We start from the raw sequence: 17,189 nt of genomic DNA, 5'->3' as shown, positions 1-17,189 counted from the left end.
ATATGACTCTGGCTCTTTCATTAAGATCATTTGGAGATACAAACATGAAAAAATTATTACAGGTAGATTTTCCTTTTTTAGGCCCTTTTGGAGAAGGAATGGCTGCGGCGTTAGAAGGCATTGCCCATTCTATTAATGATGAACCTGGCATGATTTGGAAAATCTGGACGGAAAGCAAAGAAGGGCAATTAGGGGGTGGCGTTTACCTTTTTGAAGATGAAGAGAGCGCAAAAAACTATCTAGCTATGCATACCGCACGTTTAAGTGAAATGGGGTTAACGGACATTCGTGGGATGATTTTTGATATAAACGATAATCTGACTCAGATTAATAAGGGACCGGTCGTTTAAATTAGAGAACTTTGCCTAACACAGTGACGCTTTAGGCCTCACAATTTAGTTTTCAGCAATTTAGTTTTCAGCAATTTAGGCCATTAAAAATGGGCAGCACTAATCTTGTTGCCCATTATCATGTTTTCTCCCTAGACGTATCTAAGTGCCTGATCTAGCTTTTATAAGATGACACGCTCAATTCGAATATTAGCTTCTCTAGATAGCAAAGTGAGGAAAACGTATGTTAAAAACTTTTTTGAGTGCCACGTTACTTTTATGGGTAAATAGCGCTTTGGCACAAACGATTATCGGCATCGAGATTCCTGGCCTTCATAATAATGATGGACAAGGGATTTATGATGTCATGATTCATGATGCAACAGGACAAGATGTGCTCATCATGTCCCCTACCAGAGCAGTAAATGCCTATGAATCTTGTACCGATTGTTGTATTTCCCCCGCCAATAAAAACCCTGATTTTTATGATTACGGTGCTGAGCACATTGTGAGTCAGCCCATGTTTACGGCACAAATTTTTATCTTTTCAAAACCAGGTGATAGCGTTATTTCAGATATATCTTTACTAAAAGGAAAGAAAGTCGGTGCCCGCAAAGGCATGCCTTATGGTAATAATGTGGAATCCTCTGGTGCACGATTGATGCGAGTTGACCAGCTAGCTAAAAATATCAGCAAGCTAGAAAGAGGGCGTTTGGATTATATGATTGCCTATACCCCAGATATTTATGATGTGTTTGACGCCCTAGGTAAAGCCCCTTTTCCCCATGCGAAAAGTGAGCCTGTGGCATCCCATGAAGACAGCCTTCTATGTAAGGATACGCCTGAAAATAGAGCGTTAATTGAGAAGCTAAATGCAGGTATTTAACCCCGGATTGCTGGCGTACAATTAACTGACTTGGTTAACGAGAAAGGTACTTTTAAACTTTCTCGTTTTCAACTAGCTTGTGATTTGCCAATTTGACTCTGTTACTTTTGATGCACCATTAATGCACTTGTTTGCATCAACTTGGTGCTTTTAACACTTGTTAAGTCTCTCCTAATATACACTTCGTAACTAAAAATAAGTTTAAATATCTGCATTTTACCGGTTTTATCCAGTGAATAGTTTTAACCAATTGTTAAATAAGAGTTTAATTCTCTATTGGCAAGTCAATTGCTTTGTTTATTTTTGTATATAAAACTAAATGGAGCTCACATGGCACTTAAAAGTTCTCTCATGTCCTTAACCCAAGCAGAAAAAAAATGGCTTCCTTGGCTGGGAGATAATGGCAAATTATCTTTATCCTGGTCCTGCTATTTGAACAAGGGAATCTACCCTGCGGTTGAACAGACATTTGAAGGTATTGCCAATACTCGTGTTAAGTTATTGAATACTTGGGTGAACAGCCAGTGGTCTCATCTTGACGTTTTATTAGAAATTTTTTTAGAAACCTATCCAGTGATTGACCTTGGTGTGCTGGAAGAAAGGTTAAAACTTGCCCGTGATGTCTCAGAATATTTTGTGGTTGATGGGCAAGGTAAGGTTATTAATTCCACTTACAAACCCCATAAAAACCAGCAAGATCTTGATATAAATGCCTTATCAAAAGGTCTTGAAGCGCCATTTCTTCACGGCCCCTATATTGATCCAAATACGTTAAAAATAGGACCTTCAAGCTCTAAATTTCACGATGCTGTGAGCTTGATGTTTTATTTACCTATTAAGCGTGGAGATCAAGTGCTCGGGGCGATTTGTGCTCGAGTGCCTAATGATGTGCTAGGGGATCTGATTCAACGGGAAGCGGGTCATATTTATAAAGAATCTGGTGATAATTACCTGTTTATGGTCAATGCCAATTTTGACTCGAGCATCTTACCTGGTACGGCGTTATCTCGTTCTCGTTTTGAAGATGACACCTTTAGTCATGGTGAAAACCTTAAGTCTGGGGTAACCACAGATTGGGGTGTGGTTAAGGTTAATCAACATACGGAATTTGAAATTCGTTTCACTGACCCTGCTACTAAAGACTTACACCCTGGTATTCGTGAGACGATTAAATACGGGCAAAATTTGTTTGTGACTTATCCAGGTTATTCAGATTACAGGCATATCCCTGTGATTGGAAAAGGGGTGACTTTCCAGCTTAAAGGAAGCCCTGATGTATGGGGCATGATGTGTGAAGGAGACCTTGAAGAGGTGTATCGTCGCCGTTCGCTCAATTTACGCCTGATGAAGGGTTATGCTTTAGCCGCCAGTATTCCGCTTGGTTTGCAAATGGGGTTGACCACATTTACTGATACATCCTCTGCTATCGTTGCTGCTATTACAGGGGCAAGTTTATTGATGGCGGGCTATGTCTTTCATCTTTTTGGGCCAAAAGAGGTCAGTGAGCATTTAACCCAGATGACCAATGTCATACAAACAATCGCAGAAGGAGAGGGTAATTTAAAACAGAGGCTGGAAGAAGAGAGGCTCAAGGCAGATGAAACCGGTGATATGGGACGCTGGATGAATAGCTTTATTGATAACTTAGATAACACCATGGGTCAGGTTATTTCGGCCAGTAGCAATGTTAAGCGCTCCAATGAGTTTATGGTTCACACTAATGAAGAAGCTCGTCAAGCCTCTGAATACCTAGAAGCCACAGTGGAGTCCATGTTGACTGTGTTTGAGAAGCAAATTAATGAAGTGCAAGATGCCTCCCATACCGCCCAAACCTTAAAACAAACAATGGATACGGTTGTGGAAGAGGCTGAATCTCGTATTGAAGCTGTGAAACAAGGGACCCAAGGCATTCGAGATGTGGTGCGTACCACAGCCGCATCCGTCAAATCCTTGGATGAAAGAACCAATGAAGTGGCGAGCATAATCGATACGATTACTGAAATTACTAACCAGACTAATTTGTTAGCGTTAAATGCAGCCATAGAAGCGGCACGTGCAGGTGAACATGGCCGTGGCTTTTCCGTGGTTGCAGATGAGGTCAGAAACCTCGCATCACGGACCGCCAGTGCAGCTGAAGAAATTCAAACCATGCTCGAAGGTATACAGCATGAGACGCAATCTGCAGTGAGCTTTATGGAAAAAGAGGCAGAAAATGTGGATAAGAGTCTGTTAGTGAATGAGCAAGAAAGCGATCATAATAATCGCTTGTATGAACTGGTTGATGATATGTTCCAAGACATTCTTCAGCTCAATGTGAGTAATAAAGAAAATGCCAATACAGCCCAAGAAATGGGAGCGGCAACCGAGCAAATGAAGCGTTCGATTGCTGCCTTGCAAAGACGTTCATCAAGGGTGGGCTTATCCAGTATGAAATTGAACTCGTTAGTGGGTGAGTTTCAAGTCTCTCAAAAATAAGGCCAGCGTGATTAATAAGGTGTTATTTGATGAGTTGATAATGAATGGTTTTTTCAAACAAGGTATTTGCCTGTGTGTTTTGATAAGGAAAATGCGCATGATTAGGGCTATCAGGGTAAAATTGAGGCTCAAGGCAAATACCTGATTGGGCTTCAAACTGACCTGTTAAGTAGTTACCCGTATATACCTGCAGTCCAGGATAATCACTGGAGACGGCTAAGGTGAGTTTATTATCTGGGCTTGTCAGTCTCGCTTGTTGTGAACCTAAGGTCTTATTATGGATAAAGTTATGATCCAGCTGGTCTTTATCAAGTGCCTCGTTTAGTACTCTTGCTTGTCTAAAGTCCAGCTCACTCTCTAGGCTAGAGGCGATTTCGCCTGTGGCAATCCCCATGGAATCTAACTGGGTGTATTGCTCAGAAAATAGCTGCAGTTTATGCCCTTTATGTGGGTTACCAAAACCTGCCAAATTAAAGTAAGGATGGCTTGTGGGACCGATAATGCTGGTTTGATCTGTTTCAGCTTGTACCTGGATACTCAAACAAGATTCATCTGATAAGGTGTAGGTTACCCAAAAAGTACGATGCCCAGGGTAACCACTAAGGCCAGCAGCAAGTTCGCATTTGAGGGTTAGGCTATTAACCTCTTGAGCTACTGGTGTCCAGAGCTGGTTACTTAGGTTCTGGCTACCCCCATGAAGATGGTGAGGGGGCTGGTTTTGATCAAGTTGAACAATCTTACCCTCTAGCTTAACTTGTCCATTGCCGATTCTATTGGCATAGGGACCTACAATGGCGCCATGTAAATAAGGGTCATCAAGGTAGGCTTTTAGGTTTTCATATCCCAAAATAATGTTACGACTTTCTTGCTCAAGACGCGTATACCAGGATACCAAACGAGCACCAAAATTGGTGATTTCTATGTGGTCGCCAGCCTGATTGTTCAATATATGCGCCGTGAGTTTCAATGTATGTCCTAACTAAAGTGGGGGAGGGGAGAGTGTCAATTTTGATCGTTTCTAAAATGAAACCAAGTTTCATATTATGAACTCATGAAGTCAAGTCGTGTTTAAAACATAAATTAGATTTTCTTCATAAATAGTGAGTTTGTATAAAATTTATTCGTATTTTTGCTTGCTGATATAAAACATATTCATAGATAAGGGTATAAGGTGAACAAAGGGGGTATAGGAAAGGAAAAAAGAGGAGAGGGACAACAAAGGATAAATAAGCCTATCAAATCAGCTCTATAAACTGGTTGAGTCTTGGGATAGCATGTTCCAAGATAAGATTTCATTGAGCCGAACAGATGCCTCACATTAAAGAAAACCAAACTTTTGCTATACCCGATGTGCATTTTAATAATGCTGATCAAGTTGGTACCGGGTTAGATATTATTGAGCTAAGTTCGCTGTACCAAAAAGAGAGCTTAGACCATTCTCCCTTTTTACCCCATAGGGTCGATTTTCACTGTTTGATGTTTATTGAAAAAGGCCATTGCCAGCATTTCATCGACTTCAATCATTACTCACTGGATTCGGATACCTGTGTTTTTATCAATCGTCATCAGGTGCATGCCTTTGATTTAAAACACCGCCCTGAAGGTAAACTCTTGCTCATAACGGAAGACTTTATTGAAAAGGCGAGGATGAATATTCGTACTCATTTGTTTGCACCTGCGCATTACTTTCAGGCCTCATCTCCTGTGATAAAGCTAAATGCCGCATTGAAGCAAAGTTTTGCCGCGCTATTGGGAGAGTTATTGAAAGAGCACAAAGAGGAAAAGTGCGACCCTCTCATGTTACAGCTTTTGTTTTCAAGCATCTTATTAAAGCTCGACAAACACAGAGACCATGGGGTTTCGAGTTTACTCAGTGCACGGCAAGTTGACCAGTTTAGTGAGTTTATGGGCTTACTGACTCGCCATTGCCGTACCATTAAAAACGCCGCAGAATACGCCAACATGATGGGCATGAGTTATAAATCGTTAAATTTATTATGTAAGCTGGTGGCCAATAAAACCACTAAACACCTGATTGATGAAGCCGTGATTCTACAAGCAAAAAGAGAGCTTGCCATTAGCCAGTGTCAAATCCAAATATTGGCATTTGAATTAGGTTTTGATGAACTCAGTAACTTTGTGAAGTACTTTAAAAAGCACACAGGGTTTACTCCTGCAAAATTCAGAAATAGCTTAGCAAGCTAAAATGCCTTCACTTTGATCGGATAAAAAAAAGGTACGATATTTACCTTTTTTAAGTCGTCTTTAACCTGCCTCGAACGCTGCCTTAAACCTACCATGACCCAAACTTAACTCAGAGGTCATTATGAACAAACTACTTCCTATCGCAGCGATATCTGCCAGTGTTTTATTAACCGCGTGTGGCGCTAATACTAAAGACAATGCCGATGTGCAGCTTACTAACCAAGAAAAAGCCGTGGCATTAATTACTAGCTTTGAAACAAAAGACAAAGCCGCTTTAGCTTATATTGATTCTGATAAATATGTGCAGCATAACCTAATGGCGGCGGATGGCGTTGAAGGGCTAAAAAGCTTCTTATCTATCTTGCCAAAAAGCGGTGTCAAAGCAGAAGTGGTAAGGGCTTATAGCGATGGTGATTATGTCTTCACGCACACAGTTTACCATCTATTTGAGCCAGAAGTTGGCTTTGATATCTTCCGTTTTGAAGAGGGGAAAATGGTTGAGCATTGGGATAACTTACAAGCAAAAGCAACCTCACCTAACCCAAGTGGCCGCACACAGCTAGATGGTGCAACTAAAGCAGTTGATCTAGATAAAACTGAAGCCAACAAAGCGTTAGTGGCTGATTTTGTTGAGACTATCTTGATGAAGGGTGAGTTTGATAAAGTCGGTAACTTCTTCGAAGGAGATTACTACTTACAGCATAATACTCAGGTTGCGGATGGCCTGTCAGGCTTAAGCAAAGCATTGGCTTATATGGCATCTCAAGGCATTGAAATGGTATATAACAAAAACCACCTAGTATTGGGACAAGGTAACTTTGTATTGTCAGTAAGTGAAGGGACTTTTGCAGGTAAAGAAACCTCATTTTATGACCTTTTCCGTGTTGAAAACGACAAAATTGTTGAGCATTGGGATGTGATTGAAACCATCTTGCCAAACGCTAAAAGACAAAACGCGAACGGTAAATTCTAAGAGAATTTAAGTTGGCTTGATGTCAGTATCAAAGTAACAGCAGAGGGCGGATAGGGTGTATTTTTCGAATCGAAAACCTATCCGCTTTTTGCGTTAACTTATGGTATTTAAACGTCGTCAACTAATGCTCAAAAATTATAGGTATAGCAAGCAAAAAATAGGCATTTAGTGTTTTAAAAACCTACCTCCAGTCAGTTTTCATTAAATACGTTTTCTAAGGCTAATAACGAATCTAGGTTCGAGAGTCTCCCCCTGTGACTAGGGAGCCTGCGAATAAGTCACCTGTTCTCAGTCTTATCAGAAAAAGTGTCAAGCAAGGCGTGACTTTGACGTAATGTAGGTACCTTTCAAAAAGTCACAACACGGGGTGACACTTTTTCTGTAAGACCCGAAGGGCGTGGCCTAAAAGCCCTATCTTTATGTTGAGGCACTGATCAATAGAATGACTATTAAGTTGCGCACCTCGTCTTAAATCTAGGTACTTTTATCCACACGCTGAGGCGGGAGGACTTATTCGCAGGTTCGTTCCCTAGTCTTGTCCGCAAATGATAATAAAAAAGCCATATATGTATGTTTGTGTAACAAAAGAGAGGTTTAGCTAGTCACTAAGGGCTTTTGGTTAAGTTTAATGTCAGTTTTGTCAGGTTTGATGTCTATTTTGTGCCGACTTGTTAACTTATGTTTATAAAAGTCATTGATAATTCATTCATAATCAGTATTCTGATGGCTGATTTGTTTGATTTAGATCAAGTGCTAGCTCCTAGGAAGAGGAAAGAAGCATGGGTCATAATTCAAATAAACACGCCTTTGTGCCAAGTGTTTATCAGATATTTGGCTTCCTTTGAATGTGTTTCGATCTAAACAGGATCAATTGTACGATGAAATTAAAGAACAAGATCATGCTGGCTTTTTTGGCAATTGGACTGCTCCCACTGGCTTTATTTGGCTATTTGTCACTCCATTTGGCAACCGTATCCTTAGAAGAAGAAGCCTTTAAAAAGTTAGAGGCTGTTCGAGAAATCAAAGAAACACAAATACAAGAATACTTTCATCAAAGCGAAGCGGACATTGTCATGCTTGAGCATGTGGTTGAAAGCTTAATTTTTAAAGATACCCACTCAAAGGCTGATGAGATAACAGCGGCAGAAGCGAACCAAGGGTATTTTGATCACTTTATCAAAGCTTATGGCTATGATGACTTATTGCTAATTAAGCCTGATGGCGATGTATTTTACAGTGTTAAAAAACTCAGTGATTATCAAACTAATCTGACTTCGGGGCCTTTTAGTCGTACCGGTCTTGGTCGTATATTTAGTAAAACCTTGCCTGAGACGAAACAGAATGCTTTTCACATTGAAGACTTCTCCCCATACCCTGCCAATAACAACAAGCCTGAAGCCTTTATTTCTGCGCCTATTTTAGTGCATGGCAAGCTGGATAGTGTTTTGGTTCTTAAGCTCTCTATCGATCACATTAATGAGTTAATGCAGCAAAGAGACGGCATGGGTGAGACCGGCGAAACTTACCTAGTGGGTGCCGATCACAAAATGCGCTCTGACTCTTATTTAGACCCGGTAAATCACAGTGTTGAAGCCAGCTTTGCCGGTAGCGTGGCTAAAAACGGCGTTGATTCTGTGGCTGTGAATGCGGCTCTTGCGGGTGAAACTGCTAGCCAAATTGTGATTGATTACAATGGCAACCCGGTTTTATCCGCTTATGCACCGTTAAAACTGGATGATTTAGATTGGGTGCTGTTAGCCGAAATAGATGAGGCCGAAGCGCTTATTCCAGTGGTTGAACTAAGAAATATCATGTTAATTGTGATATCGATTACCATTTTGATTGTTGTCTTTGCCGCACTTAATTTAGCACGCTCCATTACCAGACCCATAGGTGGTGAGCCAGATAAAATCAGTAAAATAGCGCATTTGATTTCTGAGGGTAATTTAACCTCTAAATTTGATCAAAAAGCGCAGCACTCGGGTATTTATGGCTCGATGCAAAAGATGAACAAGCAGCTCAACAAGATGATTGGCAATATAAACCAGATGTCACATTCTTTGGCTTCTGGTGCGAGCCAAAGTAGCGTGGCGTCAGAGCAGGTGAATGTATCTTTGTTAGAACAGCAGGCCAGTATTGAAAGTGTCTCGGCTGCTATGAATGAAATGTCTGTGACGATTCAAGATGTGTCTTCAAATGCTCAGCATGTTGCTGAATCTAGCTTGTCAGCGAAAAATGCCTCTGCCAAAGCTAAGAGCCAAGTAACAAAAACAATCGATACCATAGCCAGTTTATCTAGTGAGCTAGGTAATGCAAAAGCCTCTATTCAGACGGTAGACAGTAAGTCCCAAGAAATCGGTGCCATTTTGGAAGTGATACGTGGTATTGCAGACCAGACTAACTTGCTTGCTCTAAACGCAGCGATTGAAGCGGCACGAGCAGGGGATCAAGGTCGTGGTTTTTCAGTGGTTGCCGATGAAGTAAGGCAGCTGGCGCAAAAAACACAGCTATCGACTTCTGACATTGAAAACATGATTAACCTGTTACAAGAAGATGTGAAGCAGGTGGTTAATGTGATTAATCGCAGTAATGATATTGCTGAAAGGTCGGTGGCTGAAACACAAGAAACAGAAGAATCCATTAACCTTTCTTTTAAAGAAGCTGAAGTGATTAGCCTAGATGCAAGCCAAATTGCAACAGCGGCCATGCAGCAGTCTGCCGCGTCTGAAGAGATTAATCAGGCGCTTGTGACGATTAACGAAGCGGCGAAGCAAAACTCAATGGGCATGGGGGAAATCTCTGAATCTAGCTCTCATATCAGTGAGCAGTCTAAGCAACTCAAAGCCTTGAGTGACGAATTTGAAATGGCATAGTGCCATGTTTTACGACTAAGTTTAGGGGGCTAAATTTTAGCCCTTATTCTATTAAGACGCTTGTTATAAAAAGCCCATCTCTTAAAGAAGAGGTGGGCTTTTTTATCAGTCATTAAGGGGATTAGGCATAGTTCTAAACTTTTAAAATAAGCGATGTTAAGATGCGCTATCAGAAAAACCAAAGGAAAGGTAAAAAATGATTATTTTACACCACTTAGAATATTCTCAATCGTTTCGTATCCTCTGGTTACTTGAAGAGCTTAAGGTCGAATATGGTCTTAAAAAGTATAATAGAGACCCAGTGACCCACCTTGCGCCAGCAGAATATAAAGCCATCTCACCTCTGGGCACAGCGCCTGTGATTACCCATGGGGATAGAGCCATATCAGAAACCGCTGCCATTATGGATTACATTATCGACTTGTATCCTGATGAGTTTTTACGGCCTGAAGTGGGCTCTGCAGATAGAGCAAGACATCTGTTTTGGTTCCATGCGGCGCAAGGCTCCATCATGCCGCTTATGTTGATGGAAAGTATCTTCCATATCATTCAAAAACGTGTGCCAGGTATTTTAAGATTAGTGATAAAACCTGTGCTAGCAAAAGCATCCGCAGGCTTTACTAAAGCCCGTATGGTAAAGTTACTTGAGCAAGCAGAAGTTGACCTTGCGACTGCCCAGTGGTTCGGTGGGAAAGACCTCACCTTAGCCGATATTCTACTAAGTTACCCACTTGAATCTGCCCATAAACGTGGCTTTATCACAGACGAGTATCCGCTTACCCTTGCTTGGTTAAAACGCATTCAAGCAAGACCTGCCTTTATTCGTGCTAAGCGAGAAGATGGACGGGATTCTATGGTGCTGCCTTTATAAACTGCGGCTTTATAACGAGAGAACACCATGGTAATTACTGATTTTCAGGTGTGATAATCTACAAAGAACACAAGGTGGAAAGACTTTATGAAAGATGTAAAAGGTGTGTTCCGCAATCTTGAGAAGATGCTGCAACAGGCAAGCTGGTTCGATGATGAGTGGGAAATTTATAACCGTGGAAACTACCTGCAAGTCTACAAGAGGAATTGGTTTAATCAAAACCAAGGTGGCATTCACTTTGAGACATTTATCGAAGCGCCACAAATCAAACAAAAGTCATTCCCTATATGTATGCATGTGGAGGAAGATTGCCCCTCTCAACCCGAATTTATTCGTGAGTTTATGGCACTAGAAGGGGATCGTATCAAGGGCTGGAAGGGTTATAAAACCTTAGGGAGTAACTATGATATTTGTAGGCGCACAATGCCGTTAAATTTCAAAAATTTAGAGCAAAAAATATATGAAGAATTTAACCGCCTAAGAGTGCTCGAAGCCAGTGTCGAAAAAGTACTGCTTAAGCTTTAAGCCAGTAAAAACTTGAGATCAAAAAAATGAAAATGCAAAAGAGCCCTTGTATTGATGTGTGTGATTTTTCAGGCCCTAAGGGATGGTGTGTAGGCTGTGGTAGAACACGACCTGAATGCCAGAAGTGGAAAGCCATGAAGCCTTATCACATGAATATCCTCCAAAAAGAGCTTAAAAAGAGAATGTCTCAAATTCAGAGTGTCGCAGATATAAAATGACATGAACAAATAAGCGTAAAGGCTAAAACCTTAACCTCTCATCATCCGCCATTCGTTTAAACCAATGGTACATAGGGGTTGTTCCAGCATTATCAATATTTGGGGCAGCTCGACCTTGGTTTATATCCTCTAGACTAAGGGTTCGCATTTCCACACTGTATCGCGCTGCATCTGTTGTATTAGGGACACTGGCATGCAGTTGAGCGCTGGCAAAATTGAGCACATCTCCAGGTTCGATTACCAATTTAATTATCTGGCTTTCATCCACAGCTTCTTTTGCCATTGGCGCAATAGGGTAGCCCACTTCATCTTGTTTTAAGGTTTGCTTGCGCTTAGCGAGATAATCTTCGAAGGACCAAGTATCCGTATTATTTGCCAAAGGCGTCGTCCAATACTCAGGGAAGAAGGCAATAGTGCGCTCTTGGGTGAGAGGGTATAAAGGTGCCCACCAATTTTGTTGGCTATCTAAGTTGCTGCCCCAAGTATCCCTATGATGTGCAATGGACGATCTGTGGGTGCCATTCTTTTCATGATTAGCAGGTACCACTCTTAAAGGGAAATGATCGTAATAGGCGGATCGTGTATCAAGGCCGCATTCTTCAAGTACCTGAAAAAAGAGCTGTCTCACTTTTTTATCTTGCTTGAATTTAGCCTGTACTTGACCTGTTATCCTGATGAATTCAGCTTGCCCTAATTCGTGTTGTGCAAATATAGGATCTAAGCCGGATAGGGCGTGTTCGAGTTGCTGCTGACAAACCTTGATTAACTCAAGCATGGCAGGGCGTTGTTTAAATACCAGCAAATTGCCTGCAAACAAAAGCTCGGCTCTGTCTTTGTCATTGAGTGCTTGATCGAGTCTTATGATTTCCATTTTTCTACCCATGCTTATTCCATTTTCTGTTTCTTATTTCTTTTCTGGCGCTGTTCAGTTTTAAGCTTAATTGCAGGTCAAGATAACATCACTAAGACGAATGTATTTCAAGTTTATAAAACGGGTAATTTAATCGTAACTTCAAGAGGCTAATATGAATAGGGTTTCAATATTGTTGATCATTTAGACAAGTTAATGCATAGTTTTACCGCCTGAAGGGGAAGGGAAATAAAAAGTTCTTTCTATTAAATGAAAGGAGCAATTGATCTTAGAGTAAAAGCACTTACCTATTAAGTGATTGATCCTTAAGGGAATACCTTCATGTTAACACGCTAGCGACTTACTAAAAAATAGAAAGATGATCGAACCGATGACTGTTTTTTTAAATCGGAAATAATACGAATTTATAAACATCAATAATCATAAAGGACATTTCTATGTTTAGAAAAACCTTAGTTACTGCGGCCACCGCATCCCTTTTTCTGACGGGCTGTCAATCAATGTCGACTTCTTCTGAGGCGACACAAGCGCTAGAACTAAAAATAGTTCACGTGAACGACCATCACTCTCACTTAAGTGCTGACAAAGGTGTCGATATGAAATTGGGTGGCGAGAAAACCCGTGTTGCAGTGGGTGGATTCCCTTCAGTTGTCACCAAGATTAATGAGCTAACAAACACCAGTGAGCCTTTTGTAAAAGTGCACGCGGGTGATGCCATCACAGGTGATCTTTTTTATACCTTATTTAAAGGTGAAGCAGACGCAGCATTAATGAACGAAGCCTGCTTTGATGTCTTTACCTTAGGTAACCATGAATTTGATGCGGGCGATGTAGGCTTGGTGAAATTCCTAGACTGGTTAAAGTCTGACCCTGGCTGTAGCACAGATGTCATCTCTGCCAATGTTCAACCAGAAGTGGGTGTTTCTCCGTTAACGCTAAACAGTGCAGAAGACTATTTTACCCCTTATACAATCAAAGAATATAATGGTGAAAAAGTGGGTTTCATTGGTATTGATATTGCCAAGAAAACCAAAAACTCATCGAGTCCAGATGAAACAACCATTTTCTTAGATGAAGCAGAAACAGCCCAGAAGTACATAGATAAACTGCAAGGCATGGGCATCAATAAAATTGTCCTTGTGACCCATTACCAATATCAAAATGACGTAAAACTCGCCGCTAAGTTAAAAGGCGCAGATGTTATTATTGGCGGTGACTCTCATACGCTACTAGGTGACTTTGGCTCAGTGGGTCTTGATTCAGCTGGACCTTACCCAACGAAGTTAACCGATGCAGCAGGTAACCCTGTATGTGTTGCTCAAGCATGGCAATACTCTGCAGTCGTGGGTGAGCTTAACGTTGCATGGGATGAGAACGGCGTTGTGACTAGCTGTTCTGGTACGCCACACTTGTTATTGGCTGATAGCTTTAAACGCAAAAACGCTGACGGCAAGCGTGTTGAGTTAACAGGTGAAGCGCGTCAAGCCGTTTACGTAGATATCCAAGCGAATAGCGCTGTTTCTATTGTCGAAGCCGATGCAACGGCAGCCGCAACTTTGGCGACTTTCTCTTCACAAGTTGATTCAATGAAAAGCGAAGTGATAGGTAAATCGGCTTCAAACCTTTGTTTAGAGCGTATTCCAGGTCAAGGTCGTTCTAAGTTGTGTGATCGTTCTATGACGGCAAGTCATGGTGCGGATATCTCAAACATTGTTGCTAAAGCCTTCCGTGATATGAGTAAAACCTCTGATATCGCGATTCAAAATGGTGGTGGTGTCCGTGTTGATATCGCTGAAGGTGAGTTAACGATTGGCGATGCTTACACTCTGCTTCCTTTTGCCAACACCATTGTTGAACTAGACATGACAGGGTATGAGCTGAAAACTGTGCTTGAAGAAGCCTTGGATTATGCAATCAGCGAAGGCGGCTCATCAGGTGCTTACCCTTATGCCTCTGGTATGCGTTGGAACGTGGATGCGTCTCAGCCTAAAGGCGAGCGTTTCTCTGCATTAGAAGTGATGCGTAAAGGCGAAAGCTGGACGGCGCTTGATATGAATGCATCTTACAAAGTCGCTACCAATGACTATATCGCAGGTGGAAAAGACGGCTACATCACCTTTGGTAAAGTTGTTAAAGAAGGTCGAGTAGTGGATACCTACCTAGATTATGCCCAAAGCTTTGTTGATTACGTTATCAAAGTCGGCACAATCGAAAAACTGCCGTTAGAAGAGTATTCAACCCAAGTTTATATTAATAAAAAGGGTGTACAGCAATAACCACACGATTTAATAAAAACGGATTTTATAAAAGCTAAGCCTATTAGTATTTTATAAAAGCAGAGTACTAAACGGGGGAGTAGAAATACTTCCCCGTTTTTTTGTGTGCGATTCAAAAAAGCCTTAAACCAGACCAACACTTATCAAACTTTCTAAAAGATAAAGAGCCTTTCTCTTTACTAGCTATCTATTCGTTCCAATGGTCCACCGTTGGAATGCATACTTGTCAGCTCTGCTGGCACTGAAATTTAGTTGAATTAAAAAAACGCCTCTAGACGTGTCCCAAAATTGGCTATTAATCCGCTTAATAGCTAAGTGAGCTTCATTCAGGTGATGTAGGGGATTATATCTTTTAGAATGGGTGTCTGGATAAACTCCGGGACCCAACGTAGGAAATAATATGCTGAAAAAATTTATAAATGGTTTACTTTTTGGAACTGGTTTTGCTGTTGCCTTCATTGTTGTCGTAGTCGTTTATTTCAAATTCTTCTTTGAGAGCACGATGAATTCGACTTTTGAAAAAAATGAATCTGTTACTTCTGATGTTCCTACTGTTTCAAAAATAAGTAATAATTTTTTGGGTTCAACTGCAATGTATGCAGGTGGATTTCTAAACAATAAGAGTGGGGTTTTGTCTACAGGGTCTGGAAAAATTACGGGACTAGTTAAATCGAACGGTATTCCCGCTAAAGGTCTAAGGCTTCGTCTAGCTTTAAACGGCAAGGTCATGAGCCAATGGGCGACTACAAATAGTTCCGGCGAATATGAAATCTCAGTTCCTTATGGAGAATACAAAATAGACGGCTACGAACTAGATAGTAAATCCGCAAATAAGGTTTTATCAGGTTTAATTGGCAGCCCAATGAGTCCATATTCCAGTGGCTTATTCACTGTTGCTAAAGGTAAGCAGGGAAATGGAATTAACTTCAGTTTTGTCGATCCTATAATAAAAACGACAAGCCTAATTTCCTACAATTTGAATGACCCCGTTATGATTTCTTGGAAACCATATTTAGGCGCAGTGAATTACAAAATCCAAGTTTACGAAAAATCTAGTCCACATGGATTTTTAGGTAATAATACTTTGTTTTCTTGGTCAGAGCGTCCTCAAACTAGTGAGACCAGTGTTGATTTAAAAGTCTATACGCAGAACCTGAAATCGGGTTATTACTACTCATATGAGATAAGGGCTATGGGAGAAAATGGTCAACAAGTATCCGAGTCAGTAAGAGGTCATCAGAGCTATGACTTTGAAGTTAAGTAAAGATTTAAAAAAGTGAATTTATTAGGAATTTATCCTGATAATTTACCCGGACAGCCACCCTAAAAAATAATCAGGATAGTCACCCTAAAGTTCCCTTATTTTGAAGAGTGTAGGGATAACTATTAAAGAAGAAAATAAGTTATAAGGTGGTTCGTGATATGGTTGAAATATTAGCGTTAATAATCTTTTTTATCTTCTGTAGATGTTTGATTTTATTTCTAGCAAAAATAACTACTCGTAAGAAATATCTTTATGGTTTTTTAATCGTAATTATCATTCTCTCTTCGGCATTACCTGTAATGTATATCGATTATTTTTCAAAAACTTTAATTATTGAATCGTTAGTAAGTTTTAATATGATTTACATGATTTATTTTGGGGCAAAAATGTTGAAGATAAATAATCTATAGTTTTACAAAATAACATAAGTATCAACCTTTTACCTTGAGACTAAAAAACGAAACTGAGTCATGAGGAATACGTTGAATAAATAAGAAAACGTGCTGTTTTAGTGTTAAACAGGCATTATGTTTTAGATAAGGATTATTTTAATGCAAGAGTTAGTCGATGATTTTATTGTTATGAATAGGAAAGAATAATTAACAAGACCGCCACCCTAATCATTTGATTTATTAGAGTGGCTGTTGTGAAAAAGCCACGAAAATCGAGTCTTGTTAAATTAATACACGAAATTTAGAGTATCTGTAATACTGCTTCTCTGGCTAATCTTGATTTGGGCAGTTTAGCATTGATGTCATCAGGGTGGTGGTAACCAACCACTAAAGCGACTTCACATTCAAAGCCATTGAGCTCTTCTTTAAACGCTTCGCCAATGCGTTTACTATTGATACCTTCCATCGGGGTACCGTCTATTTCTAATCGAGCGAGTACATGTAACGCATTACCTAACGCAATATAGACTTGGGCTTTAGTCCAGTTGCCATTGCTGCCAGAAGCATCCGTTTTTGACTCTGCAAAAGAGAATTTTGACAAGGCGCGTTCTTTCTCTGCTTTATTGCCTCTACCATTGGCGATGTCAGTGTCTACCACTTTTTCATAGTCACCACGGGTATAATTTGGATTATGTGCCAGCAGGATGACATGGGAGCCATTGCTAACGTGTTGTCGATTATAGATATTATTATCTGTAAAAGTTGCTTCAAGCCTGCTTTTTGCTTGCTCACTTTCAATCACAATAAACTTCCAAGGCTGGGAGTTGATTGATGAGGCTGTTAGTCTGAGCGCTTCATAGATAATTTCCATATTTTCTTGGGAGACACGCTTTGACGCGTCATAACCCTTAGATGTTTTTCGTGCTGCTAGATCTTTAATAATAGGGTGCTGAATCATTTTTTTGCCTTTAAATTTTGAATCATTTAGTTTGACAGTCGATTGACAAGTTATGGTCTTTAAATAATTTATT

14 protein-coding genes are annotated in these 17,189 nt (G+C 40.4%); 11 read left to right on the top strand and 3 right to left on the bottom strand.

Going from position 1 to position 17,189, the window contains the following annotated elements:
* Positions 1-44: 44 nt before the first annotated feature.
* From MED121_RS00805 to MED121_RS00795, 3 genes are all read left to right on the top strand, one after another.
* Positions 45-350, top strand: a complete 306-nt coding sequence (locus tag MED121_RS00805; RefSeq protein WP_009831669.1) for a monooxygenase — start codon at positions 45-47, stop codon at positions 348-350.
* Between the two features lie 223 nt (positions 351-573).
* The gene (locus MED121_RS00800) at positions 574-1,215 is read left to right on the top strand and encodes a transporter substrate-binding domain-containing protein (protein WP_009831668.1); all 642 of its coding nucleotides are present in this window, start codon (positions 574-576) and stop codon (positions 1,213-1,215) included.
* A 330-nt stretch (positions 1,216-1,545) separates the two neighbouring features.
* The gene (locus tag MED121_RS00795; RefSeq protein ID WP_009831667.1) at positions 1,546-3,690 is read left to right on the top strand and encodes a methyl-accepting chemotaxis protein; all 2,145 of its coding nucleotides are present in this window, start codon (positions 1,546-1,548) and stop codon (positions 3,688-3,690) included.
* Positions 3,691-3,712: 22 nt separating this feature from the next.
* Here the strand turns inward: MED121_RS00795 and MED121_RS00790 are convergent, their stop codons facing one another.
* Positions 3,713-4,657, bottom strand: coding sequence for an aldose epimerase family protein (locus MED121_RS00790; RefSeq protein WP_050764510.1), 945 nt, complete (start codon positions 4,655-4,657; stop codon positions 3,713-3,715).
* 341 nt (positions 4,658-4,998) lie between these two features.
* On the opposite strand from MED121_RS00790, the gene MED121_RS00785 reads away from it, so the two are divergent.
* From MED121_RS00785 to MED121_RS00760, 6 genes are all read left to right on the top strand, one after another.
* Positions 4,999-5,895: a helix-turn-helix transcriptional regulator gene (locus MED121_RS00785; RefSeq protein WP_009831665.1), complete on the top strand. Its 897-nt coding sequence runs from the start codon at positions 4,999-5,001 to the stop codon at positions 5,893-5,895.
* Positions 5,896-6,016: 121 nt separating this feature from the next.
* On the top strand, positions 6,017-6,868 hold the full coding sequence (locus MED121_RS00780) for a nuclear transport factor 2 family protein (RefSeq protein ID WP_009831664.1): 852 nt from the start codon (positions 6,017-6,019) through the stop codon (positions 6,866-6,868).
* A gap of 878 nt (positions 6,869-7,746) precedes the next feature.
* The gene (locus MED121_RS00775; RefSeq protein ID WP_009831662.1) at positions 7,747-9,741 is read left to right on the top strand and encodes a methyl-accepting chemotaxis protein; all 1,995 of its coding nucleotides are present in this window, start codon (positions 7,747-7,749) and stop codon (positions 9,739-9,741) included.
* Positions 9,742-9,937: 196 nt separating this feature from the next.
* On the top strand, positions 9,938-10,612 hold the full coding sequence (locus MED121_RS00770; RefSeq protein WP_009831661.1) for a glutathione S-transferase family protein: 675 nt from the start codon (positions 9,938-9,940) through the stop codon (positions 10,610-10,612).
* 87 nt (positions 10,613-10,699) lie between these two features.
* Positions 10,700-11,137 (top strand): hypothetical protein, encoded by a 438-nt coding sequence (locus tag MED121_RS00765; protein WP_009831660.1) that lies wholly within the window; start codon positions 10,700-10,702, stop codon positions 11,135-11,137.
* A gap of 26 nt (positions 11,138-11,163) precedes the next feature.
* A complete protein-coding gene (locus tag MED121_RS00760; protein ID WP_009831659.1) occupies positions 11,164-11,355 on the top strand; it encodes a DUF1289 domain-containing protein in 192 nt (63 codons plus the stop codon).
* A 22-nt stretch (positions 11,356-11,377) separates the two neighbouring features.
* Here the strand turns inward: MED121_RS00760 and MED121_RS00755 are convergent, their stop codons facing one another.
* Complete coding sequence (locus MED121_RS00755) at positions 11,378-12,238, bottom strand: hypothetical protein (RefSeq protein ID WP_009831658.1); 861 nt, start codon at positions 12,236-12,238, stop codon at positions 11,378-11,380.
* A gap of 425 nt (positions 12,239-12,663) precedes the next feature.
* Between MED121_RS00755 and nadN the strand changes: the two genes are divergently transcribed.
* Positions 12,664-14,502, top strand: a complete 1,839-nt coding sequence (gene nadN, locus MED121_RS00750; protein ID WP_009831657.1) for an NAD nucleotidase — start codon at positions 12,664-12,666, stop codon at positions 14,500-14,502.
* Between the two features lie 400 nt (positions 14,503-14,902).
* Positions 14,903-15,766, top strand: coding sequence for a carboxypeptidase-like regulatory domain-containing protein (locus tag MED121_RS00745; RefSeq protein ID WP_009831656.1), 864 nt, complete (start codon positions 14,903-14,905; stop codon positions 15,764-15,766).
* A 693-nt stretch (positions 15,767-16,459) separates the two neighbouring features.
* Here MED121_RS00745 and MED121_RS00735 read toward each other — a convergent pair.
* Positions 16,460-17,116 (bottom strand): nitroreductase family protein, encoded by a 657-nt coding sequence (locus tag MED121_RS00735; protein WP_242603161.1) that lies wholly within the window; start codon positions 17,114-17,116, stop codon positions 16,460-16,462.
* Between the last annotated feature and the right edge of the window lie 73 nt (positions 17,117-17,189).

It is taken from the genome of Marinomonas sp. MED121 (genome assembly GCF_000153025.1).
In the GTDB taxonomy this organism is placed as follows: Bacteria; Pseudomonadota; Gammaproteobacteria; order Pseudomonadales; family Marinomonadaceae; genus Marinomonas.
Note: the sequence above shows the minus strand (reverse complement) of the source record. Positions and strands in the feature narration are given on the sequence as shown.